The sequence below is a fragment of the Janthinobacterium rivuli genome (assembly GCF_009208735.1).
Taxonomy (GTDB): domain Bacteria; phylum Pseudomonadota; class Gammaproteobacteria; order Burkholderiales; family Burkholderiaceae_D; genus Janthinobacterium.
In genome coordinates this window covers 100,231-126,380 of record NZ_WFLJ01000003.1, presented here as the reverse complement: position 1 = coordinate 126,380, position 26,150 = coordinate 100,231, and the positions used below count along the sequence as shown (strand labels likewise).

Sequence of the window (26,150 nt, the reverse complement as noted above, 5' to 3'; positions counted from 1 at the left end):
GCCAGCTCCTTATTTGAGGCTGATGGTGGTGTTGACCTTGCCCACCGAGGCAGCGTCCGTGAACCAGCGCTGGGTGATCGTCTGCGTCTGCGTGTAGAACAGCACGACTTGCTTGCCGAACGGGCCCAAATCGCCCAGCTTGGAACCGCGCGAACCCGTAAAGCTGAACAGGGGAACGGGCACGGGAATGGGCACGTTGATGCCGACCTGGCCCACGTCGATTTCTTCCTGGAAGTAACGCGCGGCCGCGCCGCTTTGCGTGAACAGCGCCGTGCCATTGCCGTTCGGATTCGCGTTCACCAGCGCAATGGCTTCGTCGAGTGTATCGACTTCGACGACGATCAGCACGGGGCCAAAGATTTCCTGGTCATACACAACCATGCCGGGTTTCACGCCCGAAAGAATCGTCGGTCCCACGAAGTTGCCGTTCGGATAGCCGTCGACCTTCACGTCGCGCCCGTCCAGGGTCAGCACGGCGCCCTGCTCGATGCCCCTGGCGACCAGGCTGTGCACGCGCTCTTTCGCCGCGCAGGAAATGACCGGGCCCAGGTCGGGATTGTCCTTGCCCGCGCCCACCGTCAAGGTTTGCGCCTTGGCGGACAATTCCGGCAGCCACTCGCGCGCTGCGCCCACCAGCACGGCGACGGAAGCGGCCATGCAGCGCTGGCCGGCCGCGCCGAAGCCCGCGCCCAACAGCTGGTTCAGAGTCTGTTCTTTATTGGCGTCCGGCAAGACGACGGCGTGGTTCTTGGCGCCCATCATGCATTGCGCGCGTTTGCCGTTCAGGCTGGCGCGCTGGTACACATGCGTACCCACTTTGCTCGATCCCACGAAGGAAATGGCCTTGATGTCCGGGTGGTCGCACAGGGCGTTGACGACGTCTTCGCCGCCGTGAATGACGTTCAGCACGCCGGCCGGAATGCCCGCCTGCAAGGCCAGGCGCACGAGTTTTTCCGTCACCAGCGGATCTTGCTCCGATGGCTTCAACACGAAGGTATTGCCGCAGGCGATCGCCATCGGGAACATCCACAGCGGGATCATGGCGGGGAAGTTGAACGGGGTGATGCCGGCGCACACGCCCAGCGGCTGCATCACGCTGTAGGTATCGACGCCGCCGGCCACGTTTTGCGCGTATTCGCCCATCTGCAGGGTGCCGATGTTGGCAGCGTGCTCCACCACTTCCAGGCCGCGGAAGACGTCGCCTTCCGCGTCGAGCAGGGTCTTGCCCTGTTCCATCGTCAGGGTGGCGGCCAGGTCGGCCATGTTTTCACGGATCAGCTGCTGGAGCTTGAGAAAAATGCGCGCGCGCGCGCCGATCGGCGTCTTGCGCCAGGTTTTAAAGGCGCGCTGGGCCGAGGCGATGGCGGCGTTGACTTCGTCCGGCGTGGCGAACGGCACACGGGCCAATACTTCCTGCGTGGCGGGGTTGACGACGTCGCGCCAGACGGTGGTCTGGGATTCCACCCACTCGCCGTTGATCAAGAGGGGAACGGTCGGAAATGCAGTTTGCGTGGTCACTCGGTGTCTCCTTGTGTGGGTATGGGTCTGTTTGCATTATTCGCACAATCGCCGCCGCAAACAAGGCGTGAAAATGCGAGATAATGCAAAGCTGAATCTGTTAATCTGCAAAGATTGTAAATTTGCAAATTCCACAAACCGGGAGAAGGAGAAGCGCGATGGCAAAGGTTTTCATGGGCGTGCGCCTGCAACGGCTGCGCGAGGAACGGCGCATGACGCAGGTCGCGCTGGCCAAGTCCCTGGGCATTTCGCCCAGCTACCTGAACCAGATGGAGCGCAACCAGCGCCCGCTGACGGTGCCGATCCTGTTGCGCATCGGCACGGTGCTGGGAGTCGATCCGCAAATCTTTTCCGAACACGACAGCGCCAGCCTGGTGGCCGACGTGCGCGACGTGTTCGGCGAATTGCCGGACGCGCCGCCCACCTCGATGGCGGAATTGAAAATGCTGGTGGAAAACATGCCGGAACTGGCGCGCTCGATTTTGCTGCTGCAGCGGCGCTACCGGGTGATGGCGGAGCGGGCCGACACCTTGGCCGCGCGCCTCGACGACGGCAGCCGCGGCGCCAGCTCGGCGGCCCCGTCCACGGACGAGGAAGTGCGCGAATACCTGAACCGGCGGCAAAACTACATCGATGAACTGGACCGGGCGGCGGAACTCGTGGCGGGCGAACTCGATCCCGCCCTGCGCACGCTCGATGCGCTGCAGGGACGCCTGCTGGAGCGCCATGGCATTCAGGTGCGCTTGTCCGATGGCGACGCGGGCATGGTGCGCAAGCACCGCTACGACGCCCAGCAACAGATATTGTGGCTGCCCGACACCCTGACAGGCGGCCAGCGCGCCTTCCAGATGGCGGCGCAAATCAGCCTGCTCGAACACAGCGACTTGATCGACGCGCTGGTGCTGGCGGCGGGACTGTCCGGCGCGGCCGCGCAAACGGGCGCGCGCCTGGCCTTTTCGAATTATTTCGCGGGCGCCCTCTTGATGCCGTACCAGCGCTTCCTGCAGGCGGCGGAAACGCGCGCCTACGATATCGAACGCCTGGCGCACCAGTTCGGCGTGGGTTTCGAAGCCGTGTGCCACCGTTTGAGCACCATGCAGCGCCCCGAGGCGGCGGGATTGCCCTTCTTCTTCGTGCGCGTGGACCGGGCCGGCAATGTCTCGAAGCGCCAGTCGGCCACGGACTTCCATTTTTCCAGGGTGGGCGGCACCTGTCCGCTGTGGATCGTGTATGACGCCTTCAGCCATCCGGGCCAGGTGCTCACGCAGGTGGCCAGCATGCCCGACGGCTGCACCTATCTGTGGATCGCGCGCCAGGTCAGCACGGCGTCGCCGGGATTCCGCGCGCCGGGCAAGACCTTTGCCGTGGCGCTGGGCTGCGATATCTCGCAGGCGCACCGGCTGATTTACTCGAAGGGACTCGATTTGCACGACCCTTCCAGCGCCACGCCCATCGGCACGGGCTGCAAGGTGTGCGAGCGCCAAAGCTGCCCGCAGCGGGCGTTTCCGTCGCTGCTGCTGGCAGTGCCGCCCGTATCGGCTTAAGAGGCGTCGACGACCCTGGCGCGCAAGGCGTCGAATTCGCGCGCAAATTGCGCGCGCCAGTCGCGCCGCGTGGATTCATCGATCCAGGCCGCGTCGAGGCCATTCAACATGAAGCCGCGCATGTCATCCAGGCCGAAGCCGAACTCGCGCATCATCATCCAGGCGCCCGTCGGCGTCACGTGGTGCAGGGTCGGGTCGTCCGTGTTCGGATGCAGTTTCAAGCCCAGCTTGGCCATCGCGCGGATCGGGTGATCGAGCGCCCAGCGCTCGGGCGCCAGGGTGCGCAGATAGTAGGAATTGGTCGGCACCACGGTAAACACCAGGCCCCGTTCCACGCAGCGCCGCGCCAATTCCGGATTGTCGACGATCGTGTAGCCGTGGTCGACCCGGTCCACCTGCAACTGCTCGATGGCCGTCTCCACGTTCATCCACGGCATGCCGAATTCGCCGGCGTGCGCCGTGCATTTGAAGCCGGCTGCGCGCGCAGCGCGGTAGGCGTCGATGAAGAGCTCGGGCGGGCGCTCGTTTTCGCGATAATCGATGCCGATGCCGATGACTTCCGGCGCGCGGTGCGCCTTCATCCATTCCACCATCTGCACGGCTTCGGCGGGAACGGCTTCGCGGTCGATGCTGGGGATCAGGCGGCCGATGACGCCGAAATCGCGCTGCGCGTCGCGGATGGCGGCCACGATGGCATCCTGCGCCGACTCATAACGGATGCCCGACACGCGCACGGTGCCGGTGGGATTCCAGAAGAATTCCGCATAACGCACGCCGTGGCCATGCACGTCTTCCAGGTATTCGTAGGCGAGGCAATACAGGTCCGTCGGAGAGACGATCAGGTGCGCGTCGAGCGCGCGCAGCACGCGCAGCACGCCGACGGGCTTGTCGCCGCGTGTGTAAAACGCGTCGATTTCCTCGGGCGTGACGACATTGCCCGTCTTGGCGGCCAGCGCACGGAAAGTTGCCTGGCGCACCGTGCCGAACAGGTGGCAATGCAGCTCCACTTTCGGCATGGCGCGTAAAAACTGTTCGATGCTCAGGGGGGAAGTAGACATGAAGCTCGTTTCGTAGTGAAGTGGGTCAGACGAGAATGGCGGCCAGGCGGCGCATCAGGCGCTCGATGGCGGCCGGGCCATCGGCCAGCATCGCCACCTGCGTGTTGACGGGCGCGCGGCGCGGCACGCGGAATTCGCACACCGTCATGCCGCGCGTCAGTTCGCCCGTCAATTCGATGGCCACGTGGGCGTTCTGGAACTGGAACAGCTGCGGCGCTTCCAGGTACAGGGCCACCACCGGGTCGTACATGGGCATGGGCACGGAACCGTCGCTGCTCCGGATGCGCACATACGCTTCCAGGTAACCGGCCAGACGCCGCGCGCGCGGCGTGCCGATGGCACGCAGGCGTTCCACTTCCGCGTTCGTCACCAGCAGCTGGCGGCACAGGTTCAAGCCGAACATGCGCAGCGGGATGCCGGCCTGGAACACCTGGGCGGCCGCTTCCGGGTCGGCGTAGATATTGAATTCCGCCGCCGCCGTGTGGTTGCCCTGGTCGGTCGAGCCGCCCATCAGGATGATCTCGACGATCTTGCCGGCGATATCGGGCGCCTTCGCCAATGCCGTGGCCAGGTTGGTCATCGGCGCGATCGCCATGATGGTGATCTGGCCAGGGTGCTTGCGCACGGCGGCGATCAGCGCATCGACGGCGTGGCCGGCAGCGTCGCTGGCCGCGCCGGGCGGCAGGATTTCACCGGTCGTCGGCATGCCGCTGTCGCCGAGGATGCGCTGCGCCGTTTCGATGACGCCGGCCAGCGGTTCTTCGCAGCCGCGGTAGATCGGCACCGTCAAGCCATCATGGGCCTTGATGCGCAAGGCGTTGTCGTAGGTGATGTCGACGGGCGCATTGCCCGCCACCACGCTCACGCCCAGCCACGCGATATCGGGATTGCTGCCCAAGAGCAGCATCGTCAGCCAGTCGTCGAAACCGGGGTCGGTATCGAGCCAGATCTTCTTCAAGGATTTGTCCATGATGCTCTCACTGGAAAGTCAGGCGGCCAAGCACAGGGCGCTGTCGGACGGCAGCACGAAGGACACGGCCGTGCCTTCGCGCCAGGCGGCGCCACCGGCCGCGCAAATGCCCTTGACCTGGCCCAGCGGCGTTTGCAGCAGGTATTCGACGGTGTCGCCGAGGAAGCCGCGCGCCAGCACGGTGCCCGGGTACTGGCCAGCAACGTCGTCGGCCGCGCAGACGCGCACCTTGTCCGGACGCCAGCCCAGCACCGTGGTGCCGGCAGCGACGGCAGACGCGTACGGCAAGCTGGCGCCCGCGTGGTGCAGCGCGCCGTCGCGGTAGTCGAACAGGTTTTCAAAACCCATAAAGTTGGCGACGAAGCGCGTCGACGGCGTATTGAAAACGGCTTCCGGCGCGGCCAGTTGCTCGATGCGTCCGCCGTTCATGACGACGATGCGGTCGGACAGGGCCAGCGCTTCTTCCTGGTCGTGCGTCACGTACAGCATGGTGATGCCCAGTTCGCGCTGGATGCGGCGCAGCTCGGCGCGCATCTGCACGCGCAGCTTGGCGTCCAGGTTCGACAGCGGTTCATCGAGCAGCAGCAGGGCCGGCTCGACGACGATGGCGCGCGCCAGCGCCACGCGCTGCTGCTGGCCGCCGGACATCTGCGCCGGCAGGCGCGTCTCGAAGCCCGTCAGGCCGACGGCGGCGATCACGGCTTCCACCTTGGTTTTCAGCAGGGCCGGCGCCACCTTGCGCAGGCGCAAACCGAAGGCGATGTTGTCGTACACGTTCAGGTGCGGGAACAGCGCGTACGACTGGAACACCATGCCGATGTTGCGCTTGTTCGGCGCCAGCTTGCCGATTTCGCGGCCGTCGAGCACGATGCGGCCCGACTGCAGCGGCATCAGGCCGGCGATGGCGCGCATGGTGGTGGTCTTGCCGCAGCCGCTGGGGCCCAGCAGGGAAATCAGTTCGCCCTGCTCGACGTGCAGGTCCAGGTCTTTCACGGACGTCGTGTTCTTGGCGTAGCCGAGGTTCAGCTTGTGCAGTTCCAGATAACTCATCGTGTGTTGCCTCTTACATGTATTTAGAAATGCCCAGCACCTTCTCGGTCACCATCACGAACGCCATGGTGAACAAGACCAGCAAGGTCGACAGGGCAGCGATCGACGGATCGAAGCTGTTTTCCATATGCCCCAGCATCTCGATCGGCAAGGTGCTGATGCCAGGGCCAGTCAGGAACAGCGAGACGGGCACCTGGTTGAACGAGGTGACGAAGGCGAGGAAGAAGGCGGCGATCACGGCGTTGCGGATGTTCGGCAGCACGATCATGAAGAAGGCGCGCAAGCGCGACGCGCCCAGGGTAATGGCGGCATCCTCGATATCGACGCGCAGGTTCACCAGGCTGGCGTACACCACGCGCACCGAGTACGGGATCAACAGCGCGACGTGACCGATCAACAGGCCCACATACACGGGCGCATTAATCGTCAGCACCAGGTGGTGCAGCAAGCCCAGGCCGACCAGGATGGCGGGAATGATCAGCGGCGACGTCAGGATTTGCCGGATGGCGCCGATGCCCGGCGGCGGCATGCGCGAAAACGCGTACGCGACGGGAATGCCCAGCAACAGCGCGATGACGGTGGCGATCAGGCCGATTTCCAGGCTGGTCTGGAAGGCGCGGCGGAACTCGGGCGCCGACCACACTTCGAGAATCCAGCGCAGCGAGTAGGACTCGGGCGGGAACGCCAGCGTTTCGCCGCCGCTAAAACCGGCCAGCACGACGATGGCGAAAGGCCCCAGCAGGAACAGGAATACCAGCCATAAGACGGCACGTGAAAACAGGCTTTCTTTCATACGGAACTCCGGCTCGAGGAAATACGTTTAAGGCCGGCATTCACCAGCAGGGTCATGCAGACGAGGATGACGGCGATGACGTTCGCCGCGCCGAAATCGCTCTCCACGCTGACCTTCTGGTACAGCAGGGTTTCCAGCATCAGCACCTTGGTGCCGCCCAACAGGGCCGGCGTCACGTAGGCCGTCACGCAGCCCGTGAATACCAGGGTGCCGCCGACCACCAGGCCTTCCTGCGTCAGCGGCAGGGTGACCTTGCAGAAGACTTGCCAGGGATTGGCGCCCAAAGTCGCGGCGGCCGGTTCCACATCGCGCGGCAGGTTTTCCAGCGCGCCCGCCAGCGACATCAGCATCAGCGGCAGCAGCAATTGCAGCAGGCCGACAAAGACGGCGAACTCGCTGAACAGCAAACGCAGCGGCTCTTCCGTCAAGCCCATGTTGACGAGCGCCGCGTTGACGGCGCCGTTGCGGCCCAGCAACACGATCCAGGCGTAGGTACGCGCGATGGGCGAGACCATCAGCGGCAGAATCATCATGCCGACCACCAGCCCGCGCCACTTCGGCGACACGCGCGCCACGGCTTGCGCTGCCGGGTAGCCGAGGATGATGGAGGCCAGGGTCACCAGCGCGGCGATGCGCAAGGTGCGCCAGAAGATGGTGCGGTTGAATTCCTGCGAAAAGAATTCAATGAAGCGGTCCACGCCCCACTGCATGCCGTCGCCGACGCGGAAGGCGTCAACCAGCAAGGCTAGCACGGGCAGCAGGAAGCAGACGACGATGAAGATCAGCGCCGGCAGGACCAGCAGCAGTCCCAGACGCTTTTTTGGATCAGCAAACATGGTGTTCTCTCCTCGTCACCACTATTTGCTCATGGCCTTGTTCCACTGCGTCATCCAGTTCGTGCGCTGCTTGATGATGGTTTCCGGCTTGACGAATTTCAGCGAATTGATCTGGTCGGCGCCATAGGTATTGAATTGCGCGGCGGCCACCGACAGGCGCACGTCCTTGTTGACGGGCGAGTCGACCAGGTTGGTCGCCAGCTGCGTCTGCACTTCCTTGGACAGCCAGAAATCCATCAGCTGGTATGCCAGGTCCGCATTCTTCGAGCCGGCGACGATGCCCATCACGTTCATGCCGGCCGCCTGGCCTTCGGCCGGGATGCTCCACTTCAGGGGCAGGCCCGTCTTGAGCATCTGCGACCAGGTGAAGCGCGCCACGGGCGCGGCCCAGATTTCATCCTGCGCGAACAGGGCGGCCAGCTGCGCGCTGTTTTTCGAGAAGGTGACGACGTTGCCCTTCATGCCGACGATCTTGGCAAAGCCGGTCGCGTAGTCGTCCGTCTTGCCGCCCCAGGCCGCATCGGCCATGCGCAGCATCAGGGGGCCCTGCGTGGTGCTCACGTCGGGGAAGGCCACGCGGCCCTTCAGTTCGGGGCGCCACAGGTCTTTCCACGACGTCAGCGGGGCAATCTTGTCGCTGCGGTACACCAGGCCGACGGAATACAAGGTGTAGCCGACAGCGTAGTTGCCGCCGATGGGGTTTTTCGCCACGTCGTATAGGGCCTTGTAATTGCTCAGCTTGGAGTAATCCATGGGCTGGATCACGCCTTTTTGCGCCGCTTCCAGCATGCCGGAATCGGACAGCAGCACCAGGTCGATCACCGGGTTCTTGGCGTGCACCACCAGCTTGGCGATGCGGTCCGCGTTATTCCCCGTTTCCACCTTGATGTCGCAACCGCATTTGGCCTTGAACGGCTCGTACACATACTTCATGAACAAGGGTTGGGCAATCGGGTAGGCCGAAATGACCAGCTCGCGTTTTTCCGCGTGGGCGGCGTTAGCCAGCAAGCCTAGGCTCAACGCCAACATGAGGTGCTTTTTCAAGATGCTTCCTTTCAGGGGACGGCGCTGCGGGACAGCGCCTGTAAAGATGAATCAGACTCAGAAATAATGTCGCATGCCGACGATCAGGACGCTTTGCGTCTTGCCGCCCGAGGCGCCGAAGCCGAACACGCGCGCGAACGTCGCATCGCCTGCCGCTTTCTGGTAGCTCCAGGTGACGGCGACATCGGTGCGCTTGGACAGGAAGTAATCGGCCTGGAAGTTCACCTGATGCCATTTCGGCGTCTTGTTGATCACGTCATATTTACCGGTGGTAAAGAAATACGACGCGCCCAGGTTCAACGCTTCCGTCAGCTTGTGGTTCACGTTCAGGTCCACGTTTTGCAAGGTCAGATTGCTTTGATCCAGGTAGTGGTAGCGCACGTTGGTGTACAGCGCGCCAAACTTGGTCTTGCCGACATTATAAAAGCCTCCCGTGCCGGCGATGGCCTGGCTGTCCACGCCGGCGCCCTTGACGGCGCTCTTGTTGAAGATCAACAGGGAACTGCCATAGTCATTGCCGATGGCCCCATTCGGCGCGTCCGGGCTGTTCGGGTGATCCATCCTGGTGTAGGCGACGGCCCAGCTGAAGGCATCGACTTTGTAGCCGGCACCCATGCTGTAGACGCGGTTGCGGTTGGAATCGACCGGGTTCTCGCTGAAACCATACAAGCCCGTGAACGACAGGTTGCTGATGTTCGGGCTGACGTACTTGACGGCATTTTGCACGCGCAGGTTGTTGTAGCCATTGTCGTTGTCGCCGATATGCACGCCGTTACTCGCGATGACCACCGGGCCCAGCAGATCCTTGACGGCTTCGTACTGGCGGCCCAGGGTCAGGGTGCCCTTGTCGTTGCTGGACAACCCCACATACGACTGGCGGCCGAACAGACGGCCGCTTTGCGAAGCCGTGCCCGTCATGACGTTAAAACCATTTTCCAGCACGAAGATGGCCTTGGTGCCGTTGCCCAGGTCTTCCTGGCCGCGGAAACCGATGCGGGGATTCTGGTTCGTGCCGCTCAGCGCATGCGTGCGGCTGCCGTTCCCCTCATCCGACACATAGCCGATACCGGCCGACAGCAAGCCATACACTTGCACGCTGCTTTGCGCCTGCGCGGCGCCCTGCGCCGCCAGCAAGCCACCCACTACCATCGTTCCCGTCATCCATTTGTTCATCGCCGCCACCCTAAAAAGAATAAACCCTGAGTTTTTTTGGAATTATTTGATTGATGCATCCCTTGCATGGCGTGTCGCCGCGAGTACCGGCGCCGCCTGGCAAGCGCTTCTCCGAAGATTGTTGCCTTCGAGACAAGTAAAGACCAGTCCAGAATATGGTAAATTGCGGGATAAGAAAATTTGTTTATTTTTATAAATCCATTACTTTTTCTAATAAGCAAAGCCATGCATGAACTGAGCAAGAAGATTTCCTTACGACATTTACAAGCGTTTTCCACCCTAGCCCGGGTAAACAGCTTCAGCAAGGCTGCACAGGAATTGTGCGTGACCCAGCCGGCCCTCAGCGCCTCGATCAAGCTGCTGGAAAATCAACTGGGAAAAAAGTTGTTTAACCGCACAACCCACCAGCTGGAGCTGACGCGCGAAGGCAAGCTGGCGCTCGATTACGCCACGCATTTATTAAATACGGCAAGCAACACGTTTGCCGATATCCAGCGCGCCATCGGCAGCGGCCGCCACCGCATCCGCATCGGCGCCATCCCCTCGGCCATGGCGATGACGGCCGTGGTGGTGGCGCGCTACTGCGAGCAGCATGGCGATGAAGTGGAAATTGTCCTGTCGGACATGCCCAACGATGGCTTGCTGCACGCGCTGCATTCGGGCCAGTTGGACTTTTGCGTGGGCATCGAAGTGCCCGGTTCCGTGTCGCTGGAAAGCGTGGGCCTGTTCGAGGACGAGCTGGTGCTGGTGACGGCGGGACGCCATGCGCTGGCGCCGCTCAAGGAAGTGCGCTGGGAACAGCTGGCGGGGCAGGAAATCGTCGTGTTTACCAAGGGCAGCATCTGGGAGTTCGCCTCAAGCGCGCTGCGCCAGCATGGCTTGAGCCCGTCGAGCCTGTACCAGATGATCCACAGCGAGTCGCTGTACGGCGTGGTGCGCGCCGGCATCGCCGTGGGCATCATGCCCAGCCTGTACACGACCTTCCTCAACGACGAGGACTTGCACGTGGCGCCGCTGCGCCAGCCCACCTGCAAGCGCAAGATCGCCCTGATGCGGCGCAATGAAATCAGCCGCAACCACCATGTCGACGACTGCTTTTCCGCCTTGAGAAAGGATCTGCAGCAGGTCGACCAGTGGTTTTAAGTTAAACCAGAGGCTTAGGCGGGCGCCTTCAGCAGATTCGCCAGGGCAACGTACTGCTCCAGGCCCACGGTTTCCGGACGCAGGGTCGGATCGATGCCGGCCGCCTTGATCTGCTCTTCCGTAAACATCCCGGCCAGACAGTTGCGGATCACCTTGCGGCGTTGCGAGAAGGCCTTCATGACCACCGCTTCCAGCGTTGCCTGGTCGCACGCCAGGCGCTCGGCCACGGGGATCATGCGCACGATGGCCGACTCCACTTTCGGCGGCGGATCAAACGCCGTCGGCGGCACGATGAACAGCAGCGACATGTCATAGCGCCATTGCAGCATCACGGACAGGCGGCCATACGCCTTGCTGCCCGGTTCGGCCACCATGCGTTCGACGACTTCCTTTTGCAGCATGAAATGCTGGTCTTTCACCAGCGGCGCGAAGTCCGCCAGGTGGAACAGCAGCGGGCTGGAAATGTTGTATGGCAAGTTGCCCACGATGCGCAGCTTCTGGCCGGCCGGCACGGGAATTTGCGCGAAATCGAATTTCAGCGCGTCGCCCGAGTGGATCGTCAGCTTGGCCGGATTGAAGGTCTTTTCCAGGCGCACGATCAGGTCGCGGTCCAGCTCGACCACATGCATCTGCTTCAGGTGGCGCAGCAGCTGCTCCGTCATGGCGCCCAGGCCGGGGCCGATCTCGACCATGGCATCGTCCGCCTGCGGCGCGATGGCAGCCGTGATGTCGTCGAGGACGAAGCGGTCATGCAGGAAGTTCTGGCCAAAGCGTTTGCGGGCAACGTGTTTCATATTCTGTTTTTCTATTCTAGAGGCGGTGTAGCGGGGTGAAACCGGTGGGTATCAGGCGGCGGTGCTGGCGCGCAGCATGTCGAGCGCCGTTTGCAGCGCGTGTTCCATGCTGTGGCAATCGGCCAGGCCCAGCCCTTGCGCGGCCAGGTCCAGCGCCGTGCCGTGGTCGACCGAGGTGCGGATCAGCGGCAAGCCCAGGGTGATATTGATGCCGCGCCCGAAGGTCGCGTATTTCAGCACGGGCAAGCCCTGGTCGTGGTACATGGCCAGCACACAGTCGGCGTCCGCCAGGTACTTGTGCTGGAACAAGGTGTCGGCCGGATATGGCCCGCGCGCATCGATGCCGCGCGCCTGCGCCGCGGCAATCGCCGGAGCGATGACATCGATTTCCTCGCGTCCCAAATACCCGCCCTCGCCCGCGTGCGGGTTCAGGCCGGTGACCAGGATGCGCGGCGCGGCGATGCCGAATTTCTGTTGCAGGTCGCGCTGGAGTATGTCCAGGGTGACGGCCAGGCTGTCCAGGGTAATGGCGGCGGACACGTCCTTCAATGGCAGATGCGTGGTGGCCAGCGCCACGCGCAGGGTCGGTTCGCCATGGCCGGGTTCGCCGGCCAGCATCATCACCACCTGCGGTGTATTGGTTTTTTCTGCCAGGTATTCCGTATGGCCGGAAAAGGCCACGCCCGCGTCGTTGATCGTGCTCTTTTGCAAGGGTGCCGTGACCATGGCGCCAAACCAGCCGGCGGCGACGCCTTCCACGGCCGCGTCCAGGGTCGCGAGCACGGAACGCCCGTTTTCCTTGTCCAACACGCCAGGAATGACATTGTTGACGGTGGGAATATCGATCACGGCCAGGCGGCCGGGGCCGAACTGGGGCAGGCCGCTGTTGCGCACGGCTTGCAGCGACAGCGCCGCCAGGCGGATGTCCGGATCAATCAGGCTGGCCGTCAGCGCCAGGAAGGCGGCGTCACCCAGCAGGATGCAGTTCACCTCATGCCGCATGGCCCAGGCGGCGCGGATCGAAATTTCCGGGCCGACACCGGCCGGTTCGCCACACGTGATGGCGATGGCCGGGCGGCGGGCAAGGGGCAAGTTACTCATACGCAATGAATCAGCGGCATTACTGGTCATCCGCACGGAATTCGACGTAGGCACGGTCGCGCACTTCGCGCGCCCAGTTTTCCGTCGCTTCTTCCAGCTTGCGTTCGCGCAAGGCGTTGCGCGCGGCGGCGCGCTGTTTCTCTTTGGAGACGTCGTCGCTCTTGCGTTCCAGCACTTCGATCAGGTGGAAGCCAAAGCTCGATTCGATCGGCTGGCTCACTTCGCCCGGTTTCAGCGCATTCATCGCCGTTTCAAATTCCGGCACGGTGTCGCCCGGATACAGCCAGCCCAGGTCGCCGCCTTTGGCCGCGGAACCGTCGTTCGAGAACAAACGGGCCAGGTCTTCGAACTTGGCGGCCTTGTTATCGAGACGCTCTTTCAGTTCCAGCAATTTCCGCTTGGCTTCGGCCGCCGACAGGGTCGGCGTCACTTTCAGCAGGATGTGGCGGGCATGCGTCTGCTGCACGGCGGCCACGGCTTGCGCCTCGGCGGCGCTGCGGCGGTCCACCAGCTTGAGGATGTGGAAACCGGTGTTGCTCTTGATGATGGGCGTGATCTGGCCCGGCTTCAATTTCAGCAACTGTTCCGTGAACAGGGGCGGCAGACGGTCGCTGTTGCGCCAGCCGATATCGCCGCCGCTCAGCGCATCGCTGGCGTCGGAATAGGTGGCGGCCATCTTGGCGAAATCGGCGCCCGTGCGCAACTGGCGGCTGACTTCTTCGGCGCGTGCGCGGCGCGCGGCGATCTGTTCCGGGCTGGAGTTTTCCGGAATGCGCACGAGAATCTGCGCCAGGTTCAGTTCCACCTGTTCGCTGGCGGCCGCTTTTTCCGCTTCCAGGAAGTTATCCACTTCGGAATCGGAAATCTGGATCTTGGCGTCGACTTCATGCTCGCGCAGACGCTGCATGATGATTTCATCGCGGATTTCTTCGCGGAAGGTCGCAAACGGCGTGCCTTCTTTTTCCATCTGGTTACGCATCTCTTGCACCGTCATTTTTTGCTGTTCAGCAATACGACCAATCGCACGGTCCAGGGTCAGGTCATCCACGCGCACGCCCATTTCCTTGGCCAACTGCATTTGTGCGCGCTCGACAATCATGCGCTCCAGCAATTGACGACGCAGGTCGGCGGGGTCGGGCAAGGGCACGTTCTGCGCCTTCATGCGCTGCTCCACGCTCTTGATGCGGGCCGCCACCTCATTGCGCGTAATCACATCGTCATTGACGACGACGGCGATGGAGTCGATGGTCTGGCCACTGCTCGAGGCCGGTGGCGTGAACCCCTTGACTGGTGCAGCTGCCGCAGGCGCGGCAGTTGCCGGCTTGGCGGCAGGCGCTGGCGCAGCCTGTTGCGCCCAGACACTACTGGTCGCGGCGCCGGAAATGGCGCACAACAAAACCGTTGCAATTTTGAGTTGGTGCATACTGGCATTACGCATAATGTGTAGAGCGCTCATGAGTTCAGGTGAATAAAAAAACCGGTTTGTGCCAGCGCCGGGAACACCGGCGGCGGCAACGGTGCCTATCTTAACGGAGTGGCTGGCTCAGTGTCTGGTAACCAGGGATGGTTTTTGTAAAAGTTTCCAAGCCATTCGCGCCCAGACCCAGGCCATTCGACAAGCCCGTCAATTCCAGCTGGAAGAAAATCGGCGTCGAAACAGTCTTGGCCGTCGTCACGAAACGCTGCGCGCCCATGCGGAACACCCAGCAGTCGCCCTTGTATTCCAGGCCGACCAGGCTTTCCAGCATGCTGCGATCCTTGATGGAGTAACTGATGCGTCCCACGCCATACAGGCGGTCCGTCAACGGCCATTGCGTCGACACTTCCGCATTGCGCAAACTGCCGCGCTGGAAACGATTACTAAAATTCAATACTTTTTTGGCGCCTGGCTGATATTGCAAGGTGTAGTTATAGCTCATCAAGCGGCGATCGCTGGGATTGTACTGCACCAGGCTGTCGGCGGTCCAAGTCTCGGACACGCGGCCCGTCGCGGCCAGCAGGATATCCGAGCGCGACTGGTTCACGGGCGTCGTCGAATTGAGTTGCACGCGCTGGTCGACAAAATAAAAACGCTGGCCGAAGGTCAGGCGCATGCGCTCCGTGCCGTCCGACTGCAGGAAGCGCGAGACGACGGCGGCCGTGACCTGGTTTGCGTCGCCGATGCGGTCGCTGCCGACAAAACGGTTTTCCGTGAAGATCTGCGTCAGGTTGAAGGTGCCATCGGCCGTGTCGAAATTCGGAAACTGCGACTGGTCGCGGTACGGCGTATAGACATAGAACAGGCGCGGCTCCAGCGTTTGCGTGCCGCCCTTGGCGCCAAACAGATTCGTGTCGCGTTCAAACACCAGGCCGCTGTCGACCGAGAAGGTCGGCACGGCGCGCGTAAACGAGGTGGTTTTAAACAGCGCCTTGGTCCGAGCGTCATTGTCGAGCTGATACGCGCTGGCATTGAGCATCAGCTTGGGCGTGATGAAGTAGCCAGGGCGCATGATGGGGAAACTCACTTGCGGCACGGCCACGAGACGCGACCCTTGCACCAGGGTCGGGTGGGCGAAACGCGTCGCTTCCGCGTCGAAGGTCCAGTCGAAGCCGCCCCAGACGTCGTATTTGCCGGCATGGAAGTTCACCGCCGGCAAACGGTCATACGGGCGTGGCACGACCACGTTGGGATCGGGATCCTGCAGCACCTGGTAATTCTGCACGCGCGCGGTCAGGCTCCAGTCCTCGGTACGGTAATCGGTGCGCAATTCGCGCAGCAACTGCCGCTCGGTGGCGGTGGCGACGGTTTTCGAAAAATCGTTCGGGTAATTATTGTCGGACGCCTCGCGCAGATCCCAGCTGTAGCTCCAGCCCTTGGCCAGCGCCTGCTCATGCTTGGACTTGATCATGTAGCGGTTGGTCTTGGTCTGCTTGTCGTTCGGCAAAAACTCAAACGACGTTTCACCGCTGTACAGGCCGGCATCCGTCTCGCCCATGTAGCGGCCCGTCGCACCGAGCTGGATGCCGCGCCGCTGGATGTAGCGCGGGTACAAGGTCAGGTCGCGGTTCGGCGCGATGTTCACGTAATACGGCATCAGCAGCTCGAAACCGTTCTTCGAGGCAAAGCCCGGCGTGGGCGCCAGCCAGCCCGAGCGGCGCGCGCCCGACAGCGAAAACGAAATGCCCGGCGTACCCAGGATCGGCACGTCCTTGAAATAGATGATGGTCTTGCTGCCGGTACCCACGTCGCGGCCCGTATCGAGGTTCAAGGTGCTCGATTTCAGGTACCAGTCCGGATTCGGCCCTTCGCAGGTACTGTAGGTGCCGTCGATGACATTGGCTTCGTCGGGATTGATGAAGTCGACGCGCTCGGCCTTGCCCTGGCCGCCACCCACTTCGAAGCGGTACGTCGGGTTGAGCAGGAAACCCTTGCCGGTCTCCATGTTCAGCTTCAGGACGTCGCCCGTGTAGTAATCGCCGAAACGCCACATCTTGATATGGCCCTCGGCGTCGAACTCATCTTCAACTTGTTTGTAACAAGCTGTATCGGCGGTCATTTTTGTGGTTTTTCCGCGCTCGATCACGACATTTTTGTCGAGATTGAGCTCCCTTTCGGGGCGTCCGTTCATGCTGTTCGCCGTCATGACGGTGGGCGCGTCGGGATCTTCCACATGCACCGGGCGTGGCGCTTTCTGGGCGTGGACAGGCACCGTCGTGGCGGCGACGAGCGCGCTGATGGCGAAAGCCCAGCGCTGCGAAGGGGGGGAGGCCGAAAACCAGCTCATGAATTGGAAGGGGCAAGCACCATGACAGGCGATTTTTTGATTTGAATCCCTTATTATATGGGAATCTGCACCATCAACCCGATTCCACAGGCCGCTTAATGTCATTCTCCCCCAATTCCCCTGCCGCGCCGGCCTCCGCCGACGCTCGCCTGACCCTGTTGAAAGCCTGGTTGGCCCCGCTTAACCTCGTCGCGCCCGAATCCGCCCGCCCCGCTTCCAGCGATGCGAGCTTCCGCCGCTACTACCGTCTCGATGTACTGCCAGGCAACACAAGCTTGCCAGGAAAGACACTGATCGCCATGGATGCACCGCCCGAGCGCGAAAACGTGCCCGCCTTCGTCAAGGTGGCCGGCTTGCTGAAAGACGCCGGCGTGTCCGTGCCCGAGATCATCGCGCAAGACCTGGACAGCGGCTTCCTGCTGCTCTCCGACCTGGGCACGACCACCTACCTCGACGCCCTGAACCACGACAATGCCAGCGTGCTGTACGCCGAAGCGCTGGAATCCTTGATGAAAATCCAGCTGGCCAGCCAGCCGGACGTCTTGCCCGAATTCGACCGCGCCTTCATCCTGCGCGAAATGCATCTGTTCCCGGAATGGTTTATTGGCAAGCACCTGGGCGCCACCTTGACGGATGTGCAACAAACCCAGTTGGACAAAGTCTTCGACGCCATCACGGCGAACATCTTGTCGCAGCAACAAGTATTCATGCACCGCGACTACCATTCGCGCAATTTGATGCACATCAACGATGGCTCGATTCCCAATCCCGGCATCCTCGACTTCCAGGACGCCGTCTTCGGTCCCGTCACCTACGACATCGCCTCGCTGCTGCGCGACGCGTATATTCAATGGGATGAGGAACTGGTGCTCGACTGGGTGATCCGCTACTGGCAGCGCGCCAAGCAGCTGGGCTTACCCGTGAATCCCGACATCGACGCCTTCTACCGCGATTTCGAATTCACGGCCCTGCAGCGCCACCTGAAAATTCTCGGCCTGTTCGCGCGCTTGAATTACCGCGACGGCAAGGATCTGTACATGGGCGATCTGCCGACCGTGCTCGATTACGTGCGCAAGACAGCCAACCGCTATACGGAACTCAAGCCGCTGGTGCGTCTGCTCGACGCGCTGGAAAACAAGACGCCGCAAGTCGGCTACACTTTTTAATCGGCGCACCTGACCCGTCCGCTGCGGGGCCACGGCCCCGCCTTTCACTTATTGCACAGAAAACGAGTTCCACCATGAAAGCCATGATCTTTGCCGCAGGCCGCGGTGAACGGATGCGTCCGCTTACCGATACCTGTCCCAAACCGCTGCTGAAAGTGCGCGGCCGTCCACTGATCGTCTGGCATGTGCTGAACCTGGTGCGCGCCGGCATCACGGACATCGTCATCAACCATTCCCACCTTGGCCATCTGATCGAGGAGACCCTTGGCGACGGCAGCGCGTATGGCGCGCGCATCGCGTATTCGCCCGAGACCACGCCGCTGGAAACGGCGGGCGGCATCGCCCAGGCGCGCCATTTGCTGGGCGAGGAACCTTTCCTCGCCATTTCCGGCGACATCTATTGCCCGTATTTCGACTTCAAGCAGGTACTCGACGTGCTGGCCGACAAGGATGTGCTGGGCACGCCGTATCCGGCCGACCAGCGCGACATCGCCTGGACGTACCTGGTGCCCAATCCCGACTTCCATCCCAAGGGCGACTTCGGCCTGACCTTGTTCGCGATCAACAATACGGACGACACCAAGTGGACGTTCGCCAATATCGGCGTGTATCGTCCCGAGATGTTCGACGGCATCGCGCCCGGCAGCCACGCCAAACTGGGCGATCTGCTGCGCCAGTACGCGGACCAGGGCCGCGTGGGCGGCGAAGTCTATCCGGGCGAGTGGACCAATGTGGGCACCCCACAGCAGCTCGACGCGCTCAATGGCGTCACGGCCAAGGCCAGCGCGACATGATGGCCAATTTCGCGGCACGGCGCGCGGCGCTGCTGGCGCAGATGTTGCCGGGCAGCGTGGCCATCCTCGTCACGGCGCCCGAAGTGCCGCGCAACAGCGATTGCGATTATCCGTACCGCCACGACAGCTATTTCTATTACCTGAGCGGCTTTACGGAACCCGACAGCGCCGTGGCCCTGGTGGCCGCCAGCGCCACGGCGCCGGCGCGCGCCATCCTGTTTTGCCGCGCCAAGAACACGGAGCGCGAAATCTGGGACGGTTTCCGCCACGGTCCCGAGGCGGCGCGCGCCAGCTTCGGCTTCGACAGCGCCTTCCCCATCGAGGAACTCGACGTGGAAATGACGCGCCTGCTGGCCGACGCCCCCGCCATTTACTATGCGCTGGGCGGCGGCCTCGATGCACAAGTCAAGGTCTGGCTGCACAACGTGCGGCAAAAGGCCCGCAGCGGCGTCACGGCGCCCGCCATCGCGCACGACGTCCATGGCATGCTCGACGCCATGCGCCTGCTGAAAGACACGCAGGAACAGCAACTGATGCGCCGCGCGGCCGCCATTTCCAGCGCGGCCCACGTGCGCGCCATGCGCGCCACGCTGCCCGGCATGCACGAATATGCGCTCGAAGCGGAGCTGCTGTACGAATTCCGGCGCAGCGGCGCGCAGTTCCCCGCGTATTCCTCCATCGTGGCCGGCGGCGGCAACGCCTGCATCCTGCATTACAACGCCAACGACGCGGCATTGAACGACGGCCAGCTGGTGCTGATCGACGCCGGCTGCGAACTCGATGGCTACGCCTCCGACATCACGCGCACCTGGCCCGTCAACGGCCGTTTCAGCGGCCCGCAGCGGGCGTTGTATGAACTGGTGCTGGCCGCGCAACAGGCGTCGCTGGACATGGTGCGCCCCGGTTTGCCGCACAGCGCCATCCACGAGGCGGCCGTGCAGGTGCTGGCGCAGGGCATGCTGGACCTGGGCCTGCTGAACCGGCAAAAAAGCGGCAGCGCGCAGGACGTCATCGCCGACAAGGCGTATATGCCCTTCTATATGCACGGCACCAGCCACTGGCTGGGCATGGACGTGCACGACGTGGGCGCCTACCGCGACACCGCCGCGCCGGGCAAGCCGTGGCGCGCTTTGGCACCAGGCATGGTGCTGACGGTGGAACCGGGTATTTACGTGCGCCCCGGCGCGGGCGTGCCGGAGCAGTTCTGGCATACCGGCATCCGCATCGAAGACGATGTGCTGGTCACGCCGCAAGGCCATGAAGTCTTCAGCACGGCGCCAAAAGGTGTCGCTGAAATCGAACAACTGATGTCACAGGATTAACGCCGCCGCATGCAAACACCGTCCACTTTCGATCTCGCCATCTGCGGCGCCGGCCCCGTCGGCATGGCGCTGGCCGCCCTGCTGGTGCAGCGGGGCAGCCGCGCCGCCGGCATCGCCCTGCTCGACGCCAAATCTCTCGACCACGCCAGGCGCGACCCGCGCACCATCGCCCTGTCGCACGGCAGCCGCCAGATTCTCGAGGAAGCGGGCGCCTGGCCCGTGGCAGCGACGCCTATCCACCAGATTCACGTCTCGCGCCGCGGCCAGTTCGGGCGCAGCCTGATGGATCGCGGCGAGCATGGCGTCGAGGCGCTCGGTTATGTGGCCCGTTACGGCGCCGTCGTCAGCGCGCTGGCCGACGTGTGCGAACGCCTGGGCGTGGCCAGCCTGCGCCCGGCCCTGGTGACTGCTAGCTGCGAAGACGCCGATGGCGTGTGCGTGCAGATCGAGCAGACCGGCGCCGCGTCCAGCTTGCGCGCCAGCCTGCTGGTGCAGGCCGAGGGCGGCCTGTTCGGCCAGCAGCAGGAACGCGCCGTCAGCCGCGACTATGGCCAAAGCGCCATCATCGCCCACGTGCACACGACTAGCCCCATCGCGCACCGCGCGTACGAGCGCTTCACCGACGAAGGCCCGCTGGCCCTGCTGCCGCAGGACGACGGCTACGCGCTGGTGTGGTGCGTGCCGCCCACGCGCGCGGAACAATTGCTGGCGCTGGACGACGCGGCCTTCCTGGCGCGCCTGGGCGCCGCCTTCGGCAGCCGTCTGGGACGCTTTAGCCACACGACGGCGCGCCTGGCCTATCCGCTGGGCCTGAACGCGCAGGCGAACGGCACGGCGCGCACGGTCGCCATCGGCAATGCGGCGCAAACCCTGCACCCGGTGGCGGGACAAGGCTTGAACCTGGGCTTGCGCGACGCCGCCGTGCTGGCCCGCGTGCTGGCGCAGGACAGCAGCCCGGCCGGGCTGGAACGCTACGCCAGCCTGCGCCAGGCCGACCGCGGACTGACCGTGCGCGTCACCGACACCATGGCGCGCATCTTCACGGGCAGCGCGCCCACGCAAGGCTTGCTGGGACTGTCGCTGGGTTTGCTGGACCTTGTCAGCCCGGCGCGCAAGACGCTCGCCGAGCTGATGATGTACGGCCGGCGCTGAACCTCGGTGATCAGGGCACGGGCGAAAAAGAAACAGGCGAAAGATCCGGCATGGAGTAAACGGCCCGCGGATGCGACAATGGCTGTCACCTGGCTTTCGGCGACCGTTCCATGACAGATGCTTTGACCGCAGCACCGCCTGCCGCTCTTCCCGAAGTACTCTTTTCCCGCCTGCTGGAAGATTCCCTCGACGCCGTCATCATCATCGATGAACAGTGCCGCATCCGCTATATCAACGGCGCCATGCAGGCGTTGTCGGGCTATGCCAGCGGGGAGTTGCTGGGCCAGACCCTGAATGGCCTGCTGCCCGACGCCGTCGGCGCGCAGCACGACAACCACGTGATCAACTACATCCGCAGCTCGCGCACTTCCAGCGTGCTGGGGAAGATACGCGAATTCGCCATCCGCCACCGCGACACGCAGATGATCCCCATCGAAATGAAGGCGCTGGACCTGGGCGTGGTCGACGGCATGCGCTATTTCGGCGCCTTCCTGCTCGACGTGCGCGAACGGCGCGAACTGGCGGCAAAAAACGCCAGTCTGCTGGCGCAGCTGGAACAGCAGGCGCTGCACGATGCGCTGACGTCGCTGCCCAACCGGCGCGCCTATGAAGCGCAGGCCGCGCAGGCGATGGCGCGCGCGGCGCGCAACGGCGCCGCCCTGAGCGTGGGCGTGGCCGACCTCGATCACTTCAAGAAGATCAACGACCGCTATGGCCATGCCGTGGGCGACGCCGTGCTGCGCACGGTGGCGCAGGCGCTGCGCGACACGGGACGCATCACCGACGTGGCGGCGCGCCTCGGCGGCGAGGAGTTCGGCCTGCTCTTCCCCGACGCCAGTCTGCAGCAGGCGCACCAGGTGGCCGAACGCATCCGCGCGGCCGTGGCGGCGGCCGTCACCGTGCTGCCCGACGGCGGCCCGCTGCACGTCACCATCAGCATCGGCGTGGCGCAACTGGTGCAAGGCGCCAGCCTGGACGCGGCCATATCGGATGCCGACAAGGCCCTGTATGTGGCCAAGCATCAGGGACGCAACCAGGTCGTCGCGGCGGCGGCCGCCCCATAAAAACGGCCCGCGCAAGGCGGGCCGTCCGGTCGCTGCCAGCGGCGTTTAGTCGATGGCTTTGAGCATATCCTCGATTACCTTCTTCGCGTCGCCAAACACCATCATCGTGTTCGGCTGGTAGAACAGGTCGTTGTCCAGGCCCGCATAGCCGGACGCCATCGAGCGCTTGTTGACGATGATGCTCTTGGCTTTGTAGGCTTCCAGGATCGGCATGCCGGCGATCGGCGATTTCGGATCTTTCGCCGCCGGATTGACGACGTCGTTCGCGCCCAGCACCAGCACCACGTCCGTCTGGCCGAATTCGCCGTTGATGTCTTCCATCTCGAAGACCTGGTCGTACGGCACTTCCGCCTCGGCCAGCAGCACGTTCATGTGGCCCGGCATGCGTCCCGCCACGGGGTGGATCGCATACTTGACGGTGATGCCCTTGTGCGTGAGCTTTTCCACCAGTTCTTTCAAGGAGTGCTGCGCGCGCGCCACGGCCAGGCCGTAGCCGGGCACGATGATGACGGTTTCCGCATTGCCCATGATGAAGGCGGCGTCGTCGGCCGAACCCGATTTCACGGGACGCTGTTCCTGCGCGCCCGCCACGCCAGCGGCCGGCGCATCGCCGCCGAAGCCGCCGAGGATGACGTTAAAGAACGAACGGTTCATGGCCTTGCACATGATGTACGACAGGATCGCGCCGGACGAACCGACCAATGAGCCGGCGATGATCAGCATCGAGTTATTCAGCGAAAAGCCGATGCCGGCCGCGGCCCAGCCAGAATAGCTGTTGAGCATCGACACCACCACCGGCATGTCGGCGCCGCCGATGGGAATGATGATCAAGACGCCCAGCGCAAAGGCGATGATGGCCATCACGATAAACGGCGTCCAGGCTGGCTCGACGCCGTCGGCGAAGCAGAACACCAGGCCCAGGCCCACCATCACCAGCGCCAGCACGAGGTTGAGCATGTGCTGGCCCTTGAAGCTGACGGGCGCGCCCTGGAACAGCCGGAACTTGTATTTGCCCGACAGCTTGCCGAAGGCGATCACCGAACCGGAGAAGGTGATGGCGCCGACAAAGGTGCCGATGAACAGTTCGAAGCGGTTACCGATGGGCAGCGCCTCGCCCTGCTTGGCGATATTGAAGGCCCACGGCTCGGACACGGCCGCCACGGCGATGCAGACGGCCGCCAGGCCGATCAGCGAATGCATGGCCGCCACCAGTTCCGGCATCTTCGTCATTTCCACGGTTTTCGCCAGGTAGGCGCCGATGGCGCCGCCCGTGACGATGCCGATGATGACGAGGGTCAGGCCCATGCCGCCCGTTTGCTGTTCCTTCAGTTTCAGGATCAGCGCCACGGTGGTGACGGCGGCAATGGCCATGCCGCTCATGCCGAAGGCATTGCCGCGGCGCGCCGTCGAGGGCGACGACAGGCCTTTCAAGGCCTGGATGAAGCACACCGAGGCGATCAGGTACATCATCGTCACCAGGTTCATGGTGACGAAGCTCATGGCGAGACTCATTCTTTTGCTCCTTGCTTGGCCTTCGGTTCTTTTTTACGGAACATCTCGAGCATGCGCTGCGTGACGAGGAAGCCGCCAAACACGTTGACGGCGGCCAGGGCCACGGCCAGGGTGCCGGCCGCCTGCGCCAGCGGGCCTTGCGTCAGGCCCGCCGCCAGCATGGCGCCGACGATGATGATGGCGGAAATGGCGTTGGTGACGGCCATCAGCGGCGTATGCAGCGCCGGCGTGACGGTCCAGACGACGTGGTAGCCGACATAAATGGCCAGCACGAAGATGATCAGGTTGGTGATGGTATGACTGATTTCCATGATGTTGTTCTCTCCGGCGCCGCGTTATTTACGTAAGATTTCACTGCCTGCACACACCAGGCTGGCCTTGATGATTTCATCCTCGCGGTCGATCAGCAATTGGTCGTCCTTGTCGATGATGAGCTTTAAAAAGTCCAGCACGTTGCGCGCATACAGGGCCGAGGCGTCGGCCGCCACCAGGGTCGCCAGGTTCGGCTCGCCCACGATGTAGACGCCGTGTTTCAGCACCGTCTTGCCCAGTTCCGAGAGCGGGCAGTTGCCGCCCTGTTCCACGGCCAGGTCGACGATGACGGAACCGGGCTTCATGGCTTTCACCGTCTCTTCGGAGATCAGCACGGGCGCGGCGCGACCGGGGATCAGGGCGGTGGTGATGATGATGTCGGCCAGTTTCGCCCGTTCATGCACCAACTCGGCCTGGCGGCGCATCCAGTCGGCCGGCATGGCGCGCGCATAGCCGCCCGAGCCCTTGGCGATTTCCTTTTCTTCGTCCGTGAGGAAAGGCACGTCGAGGAACTTGGCGCCCAGCGACTCCACTTGTTCCTTGACGGGCGGGCGCACGTCGGACGCCTCAATGACGGCGCCCAGCCGCTTGGCCGTGGCGATCGCCTGCAGCCCAGCCACGCCCACGCCCATGATCAGCACGCGGGCCGCCTTGACGGTGCCGGCCGCCGTCATTAGCATCGGCATGAAGCGCTGGTAGGTATTGGCGGCCACCAGCACGGCCTTGTAGCCGGCGATGTTCGCCTGCGACGACAGCACGTCCATCGATTGCGCGCGCGTGATGCGCGGCACGGCTTCCAGCGCGAAGGCGGACAGGCCGGCCGTGGCCATGGCGGCGATATTGTCCGCGTCAAACGGGTTCAACATGCCGATCAACACCGTGCCGCTGGCCATCAGGGCCCGTTCATCGGCATCGGGCGCGCGCACCTTGAGCACGATGGCGCAGCCATAGGCTTCCTGGGCCGTGCCGATCTGCGCGCCGGCGGCGGCATACGCGTCGTCGGGAATCGACGCCTGCAAGCCCGCTCCCGATTGCACGACGATCTGATGTTTGGCTGCCAGCTTCTTGACTGTCTCGGGCGTTGCTGCCACCCGTGTTTCACCAGGCCGTGTTTCGGCCGGTATGCCTATCCTCATGATGCCTCCGCTAATTGATAAACTGACTAGAATCTAACACGGAAAGCAGCGCGTTAAACGTTTGTGAACCAGCAACTTTTAGTCGTACGACACTAATTCCACCAGCATCCCACGATTCGTTTCACCATGCGGCGCGGCGCCCATATTGTGAGAAAGGTGTGTCAATCTCACCACAGTCGAGCAAGCGTGCGTGCTTGTTTTGACCACAGGGAAAGCCTATATTAGCGGGCGCTTCCTGCCATCTTGCCGCCAAAGCCCCCATGCTAGTGCGCTCCCAGGGAAAGACGTAAGTACCTCCCACCGCTATTTGCTAAAACGTTGTCATTTATCAATATGTCCGCGCAACAAAAGGCCGGCTTCAAACCGCGCGCGCAGAACAAGATAAAATGTCGGCTCTTTCAAGGATGGAATCATGCCGAGAATCTGGAAACCCTCTGTCACCGTTGCCGCCATCGTCGAGCGCGACGGCCTGTTTTTACTGATTGAAGAAGAGACCAGCGAAGGCATCAAGCTCAACCAGCCGGCCGGCCACCTCGACCCGTTCGAGTCGCTGGAGCAGGCGGTGATCCGCGAAACGCTGGAAGAAGCGGCCTTCGATTTCATCCCCACGGCACTGGTCGGCATGTATATGTCGCGCTACCAGTCACAGCGCACGGGCGAGGACGTGACCTATCTGCGCTTCACCTTTTGCGGCACGGCCGGCGCCGAGCATGACCGCCCGCTGGACGAAGGCATCATCCGCACCCTGTGGATGACGCGCGACGAGCTGGCGGCGTGCCAGGAACGCCACCGCAGCCCGCTGGTGCTGCAGTGCGTGGACGAATACCTGGCGGGCCGGCGCGCGCCGCTGGCCCTGCTGCACACGCATGCGTCCGTTTTCAATAGCGCATAGCAATATTATTAA

The 26,150-nt window shown here is 63.2% G+C and carries 23 protein-coding genes; 8 read left to right on the top strand and 15 right to left on the bottom strand.

What is annotated here, in order from left to right; translation table 11 throughout:
• Positions 1-9: 9 nt before the first annotated feature.
• A complete protein-coding gene (locus GCN78_RS04865; protein WP_152250690.1) occupies positions 10-1,518 on the bottom strand; it encodes a CoA-acylating methylmalonate-semialdehyde dehydrogenase in 1,509 nt (502 codons plus the stop codon).
• A gap of 158 nt (positions 1,519-1,676) precedes the next feature.
• Here GCN78_RS04865 and GCN78_RS04860 point away from each other — a divergent pair, with 158 nt between their 5' ends.
• Entirely contained in the window at positions 1,677-3,062 is a 1,386-nt protein-coding gene (locus GCN78_RS04860; RefSeq protein ID WP_152250689.1) for a short-chain fatty acyl-CoA regulator family protein, read from the top strand.
• Here GCN78_RS04860 and GCN78_RS04855 read toward each other — a convergent pair.
• Genes GCN78_RS04855 through GCN78_RS04825 form a run of 7 tightly spaced genes read right to left on the bottom strand, consistent with a single transcriptional unit; the run spans position 3,059 to position 9,986 of the window.
• Positions 3,059-4,120 (bottom strand): adenosine deaminase family protein, encoded by a 1,062-nt coding sequence (locus GCN78_RS04855; RefSeq protein ID WP_152250688.1) that lies wholly within the window; start codon positions 4,118-4,120, stop codon positions 3,059-3,061. The genes GCN78_RS04860 and GCN78_RS04855 overlap by 4 nt on opposite strands.
• A gap of 25 nt (positions 4,121-4,145) precedes the next feature.
• Positions 4,146-5,090 (bottom strand): nucleoside hydrolase, encoded by a 945-nt coding sequence (locus GCN78_RS04850; protein ID WP_226939470.1) that lies wholly within the window; start codon positions 5,088-5,090, stop codon positions 4,146-4,148.
• Between the two features lie 18 nt (positions 5,091-5,108).
• On the bottom strand, positions 5,109-6,140 hold the full coding sequence (locus GCN78_RS04845) for an ABC transporter ATP-binding protein (protein WP_152250687.1): 1,032 nt from the start codon (positions 6,138-6,140) through the stop codon (positions 5,109-5,111).
• Positions 6,141-6,153: 13 nt separating this feature from the next.
• Positions 6,154-6,933, bottom strand: a complete 780-nt coding sequence (locus tag GCN78_RS04840) for an ABC transporter permease (protein WP_152250686.1) — start codon at positions 6,931-6,933, stop codon at positions 6,154-6,156.
• Positions 6,930-7,769 (bottom strand): ABC transporter permease, encoded by an 840-nt coding sequence (locus tag GCN78_RS04835; RefSeq protein ID WP_034778816.1) that lies wholly within the window; start codon positions 7,767-7,769, stop codon positions 6,930-6,932. Before GCN78_RS04835 ends, GCN78_RS04840 begins: the two co-directional genes overlap by 4 nt.
• 21 nt (positions 7,770-7,790) lie before the next feature.
• Positions 7,791-8,813: an ABC transporter substrate-binding protein gene (locus GCN78_RS04830; protein ID WP_226939469.1), complete on the bottom strand. Its 1,023-nt coding sequence runs from the start codon at positions 8,811-8,813 to the stop codon at positions 7,791-7,793.
• Between the two features lie 57 nt (positions 8,814-8,870).
• Positions 8,871-9,986 carry a porin gene (locus GCN78_RS04825; RefSeq protein ID WP_226939468.1) on the bottom strand — a complete coding sequence of 372 codons (1,116 nt, stop codon included), beginning with the start codon at positions 9,984-9,986 and terminating at the stop codon, positions 8,871-8,873.
• Positions 9,987-10,211: 225 nt separating this feature from the next.
• Here GCN78_RS04825 and GCN78_RS04820 point away from each other — a divergent pair, with 225 nt between their 5' ends.
• Entirely contained in the window at positions 10,212-11,129 is a 918-nt protein-coding gene (locus tag GCN78_RS04820) for a LysR family transcriptional regulator (RefSeq protein WP_152250685.1), read from the top strand.
• Positions 11,130-11,143: 14 nt separating this feature from the next.
• Here GCN78_RS04820 and rsmA read toward each other — a convergent pair whose 3' ends face one another.
• The 4 genes from rsmA to GCN78_RS04800 form a co-directional block, all read right to left on the bottom strand.
• Complete coding sequence (gene rsmA, locus GCN78_RS04815) at positions 11,144-11,923, bottom strand: 16S rRNA (adenine(1518)-N(6)/adenine(1519)-N(6))-dimethyltransferase RsmA (protein WP_152250684.1); 780 nt, start codon at positions 11,921-11,923, stop codon at positions 11,144-11,146.
• 51 nt (positions 11,924-11,974) lie between these two features.
• Positions 11,975-13,024 carry a 4-hydroxythreonine-4-phosphate dehydrogenase PdxA gene (gene pdxA, locus GCN78_RS04810; protein WP_152250683.1) on the bottom strand — a complete coding sequence of 350 codons (1,050 nt, stop codon included), beginning with the start codon at positions 13,022-13,024 and terminating at the stop codon, positions 11,975-11,977.
• A 19-nt stretch (positions 13,025-13,043) separates the two neighbouring features.
• A complete protein-coding gene (locus tag GCN78_RS04805; protein ID WP_226939467.1) occupies positions 13,044-14,447 on the bottom strand; it encodes a peptidylprolyl isomerase in 1,404 nt (467 codons plus the stop codon).
• 103 nt (positions 14,448-14,550) lie between these two features.
• Positions 14,551-16,788, bottom strand: a complete 2,238-nt coding sequence (locus GCN78_RS04800; RefSeq protein WP_152250681.1) for an LPS-assembly protein LptD — start codon at positions 16,786-16,788, stop codon at positions 14,551-14,553.
• Between the two features lie 98 nt (positions 16,789-16,886).
• Between GCN78_RS04800 and GCN78_RS04795 the strand changes: the two genes are divergently transcribed.
• The 5 genes from GCN78_RS04795 (at position 16,887) to GCN78_RS04775 (ending at position 22,286) form a co-directional block, all read left to right on the top strand.
• Positions 16,887-17,954: an aminoglycoside phosphotransferase family protein gene (locus GCN78_RS04795; RefSeq protein ID WP_152250680.1), complete on the top strand. Its 1,068-nt coding sequence runs from the start codon at positions 16,887-16,889 to the stop codon at positions 17,952-17,954.
• A gap of 74 nt (positions 17,955-18,028) precedes the next feature.
• The gene (gene murU, locus GCN78_RS04790) at positions 18,029-18,748 is read left to right on the top strand and encodes an N-acetylmuramate alpha-1-phosphate uridylyltransferase MurU (protein ID WP_152250679.1); all 720 of its coding nucleotides are present in this window, start codon (positions 18,029-18,031) and stop codon (positions 18,746-18,748) included.
• Positions 18,748-20,070 carry an aminopeptidase P N-terminal domain-containing protein gene (locus GCN78_RS04785; RefSeq protein ID WP_193316625.1) on the top strand — a complete coding sequence of 441 codons (1,323 nt, stop codon included), beginning with the start codon at positions 18,748-18,750 and terminating at the stop codon, positions 20,068-20,070. The genes murU and GCN78_RS04785 overlap by 1 nt, the downstream gene beginning before the upstream one ends.
• 9 nt (positions 20,071-20,079) lie before the next feature.
• Positions 20,080-21,222: a UbiH/UbiF/VisC/COQ6 family ubiquinone biosynthesis hydroxylase gene (locus GCN78_RS04780; protein ID WP_152250677.1), complete on the top strand. Its 1,143-nt coding sequence runs from the start codon at positions 20,080-20,082 to the stop codon at positions 21,220-21,222.
• 110 nt (positions 21,223-21,332) lie between these two features.
• Positions 21,333-22,286: a GGDEF domain-containing protein gene (locus tag GCN78_RS04775; RefSeq protein WP_152250676.1), complete on the top strand. Its 954-nt coding sequence runs from the start codon at positions 21,333-21,335 to the stop codon at positions 22,284-22,286.
• 45 nt (positions 22,287-22,331) lie between these two features.
• Here the strand turns inward: GCN78_RS04775 and GCN78_RS04770 are convergent, their stop codons facing one another.
• Genes GCN78_RS04770 through GCN78_RS04760 form a run of 3 tightly spaced genes read right to left on the bottom strand, consistent with a single transcriptional unit; the run spans position 22,332 to position 25,246 of the window.
• Positions 22,332-23,786 carry an NAD(P)(+) transhydrogenase (Re/Si-specific) subunit beta gene (locus GCN78_RS04770; protein WP_152250887.1) on the bottom strand — a complete coding sequence of 485 codons (1,455 nt, stop codon included), beginning with the start codon at positions 23,784-23,786 and terminating at the stop codon, positions 22,332-22,334.
• 8 nt (positions 23,787-23,794) lie between these two features.
• Positions 23,795-24,109, bottom strand: coding sequence for an NAD(P) transhydrogenase subunit alpha part 2 (locus GCN78_RS04765; protein ID WP_035822749.1), 315 nt, complete (start codon positions 24,107-24,109; stop codon positions 23,795-23,797).
• Between the two features lie 24 nt (positions 24,110-24,133).
• A complete protein-coding gene (locus tag GCN78_RS04760) occupies positions 24,134-25,246 on the bottom strand; it encodes a Re/Si-specific NAD(P)(+) transhydrogenase subunit alpha (protein ID WP_099389220.1) in 1,113 nt (370 codons plus the stop codon).
• Between the two features lie 412 nt (positions 25,247-25,658).
• Here GCN78_RS04760 and GCN78_RS04755 point away from each other — a divergent pair, with 412 nt between their 5' ends.
• Complete coding sequence (locus GCN78_RS04755) at positions 25,659-26,138, top strand: NUDIX hydrolase (RefSeq protein WP_152250675.1); 480 nt, start codon at positions 25,659-25,661, stop codon at positions 26,136-26,138.
• The last annotated feature ends 12 nt before the right edge of the window (positions 26,139-26,150 follow it).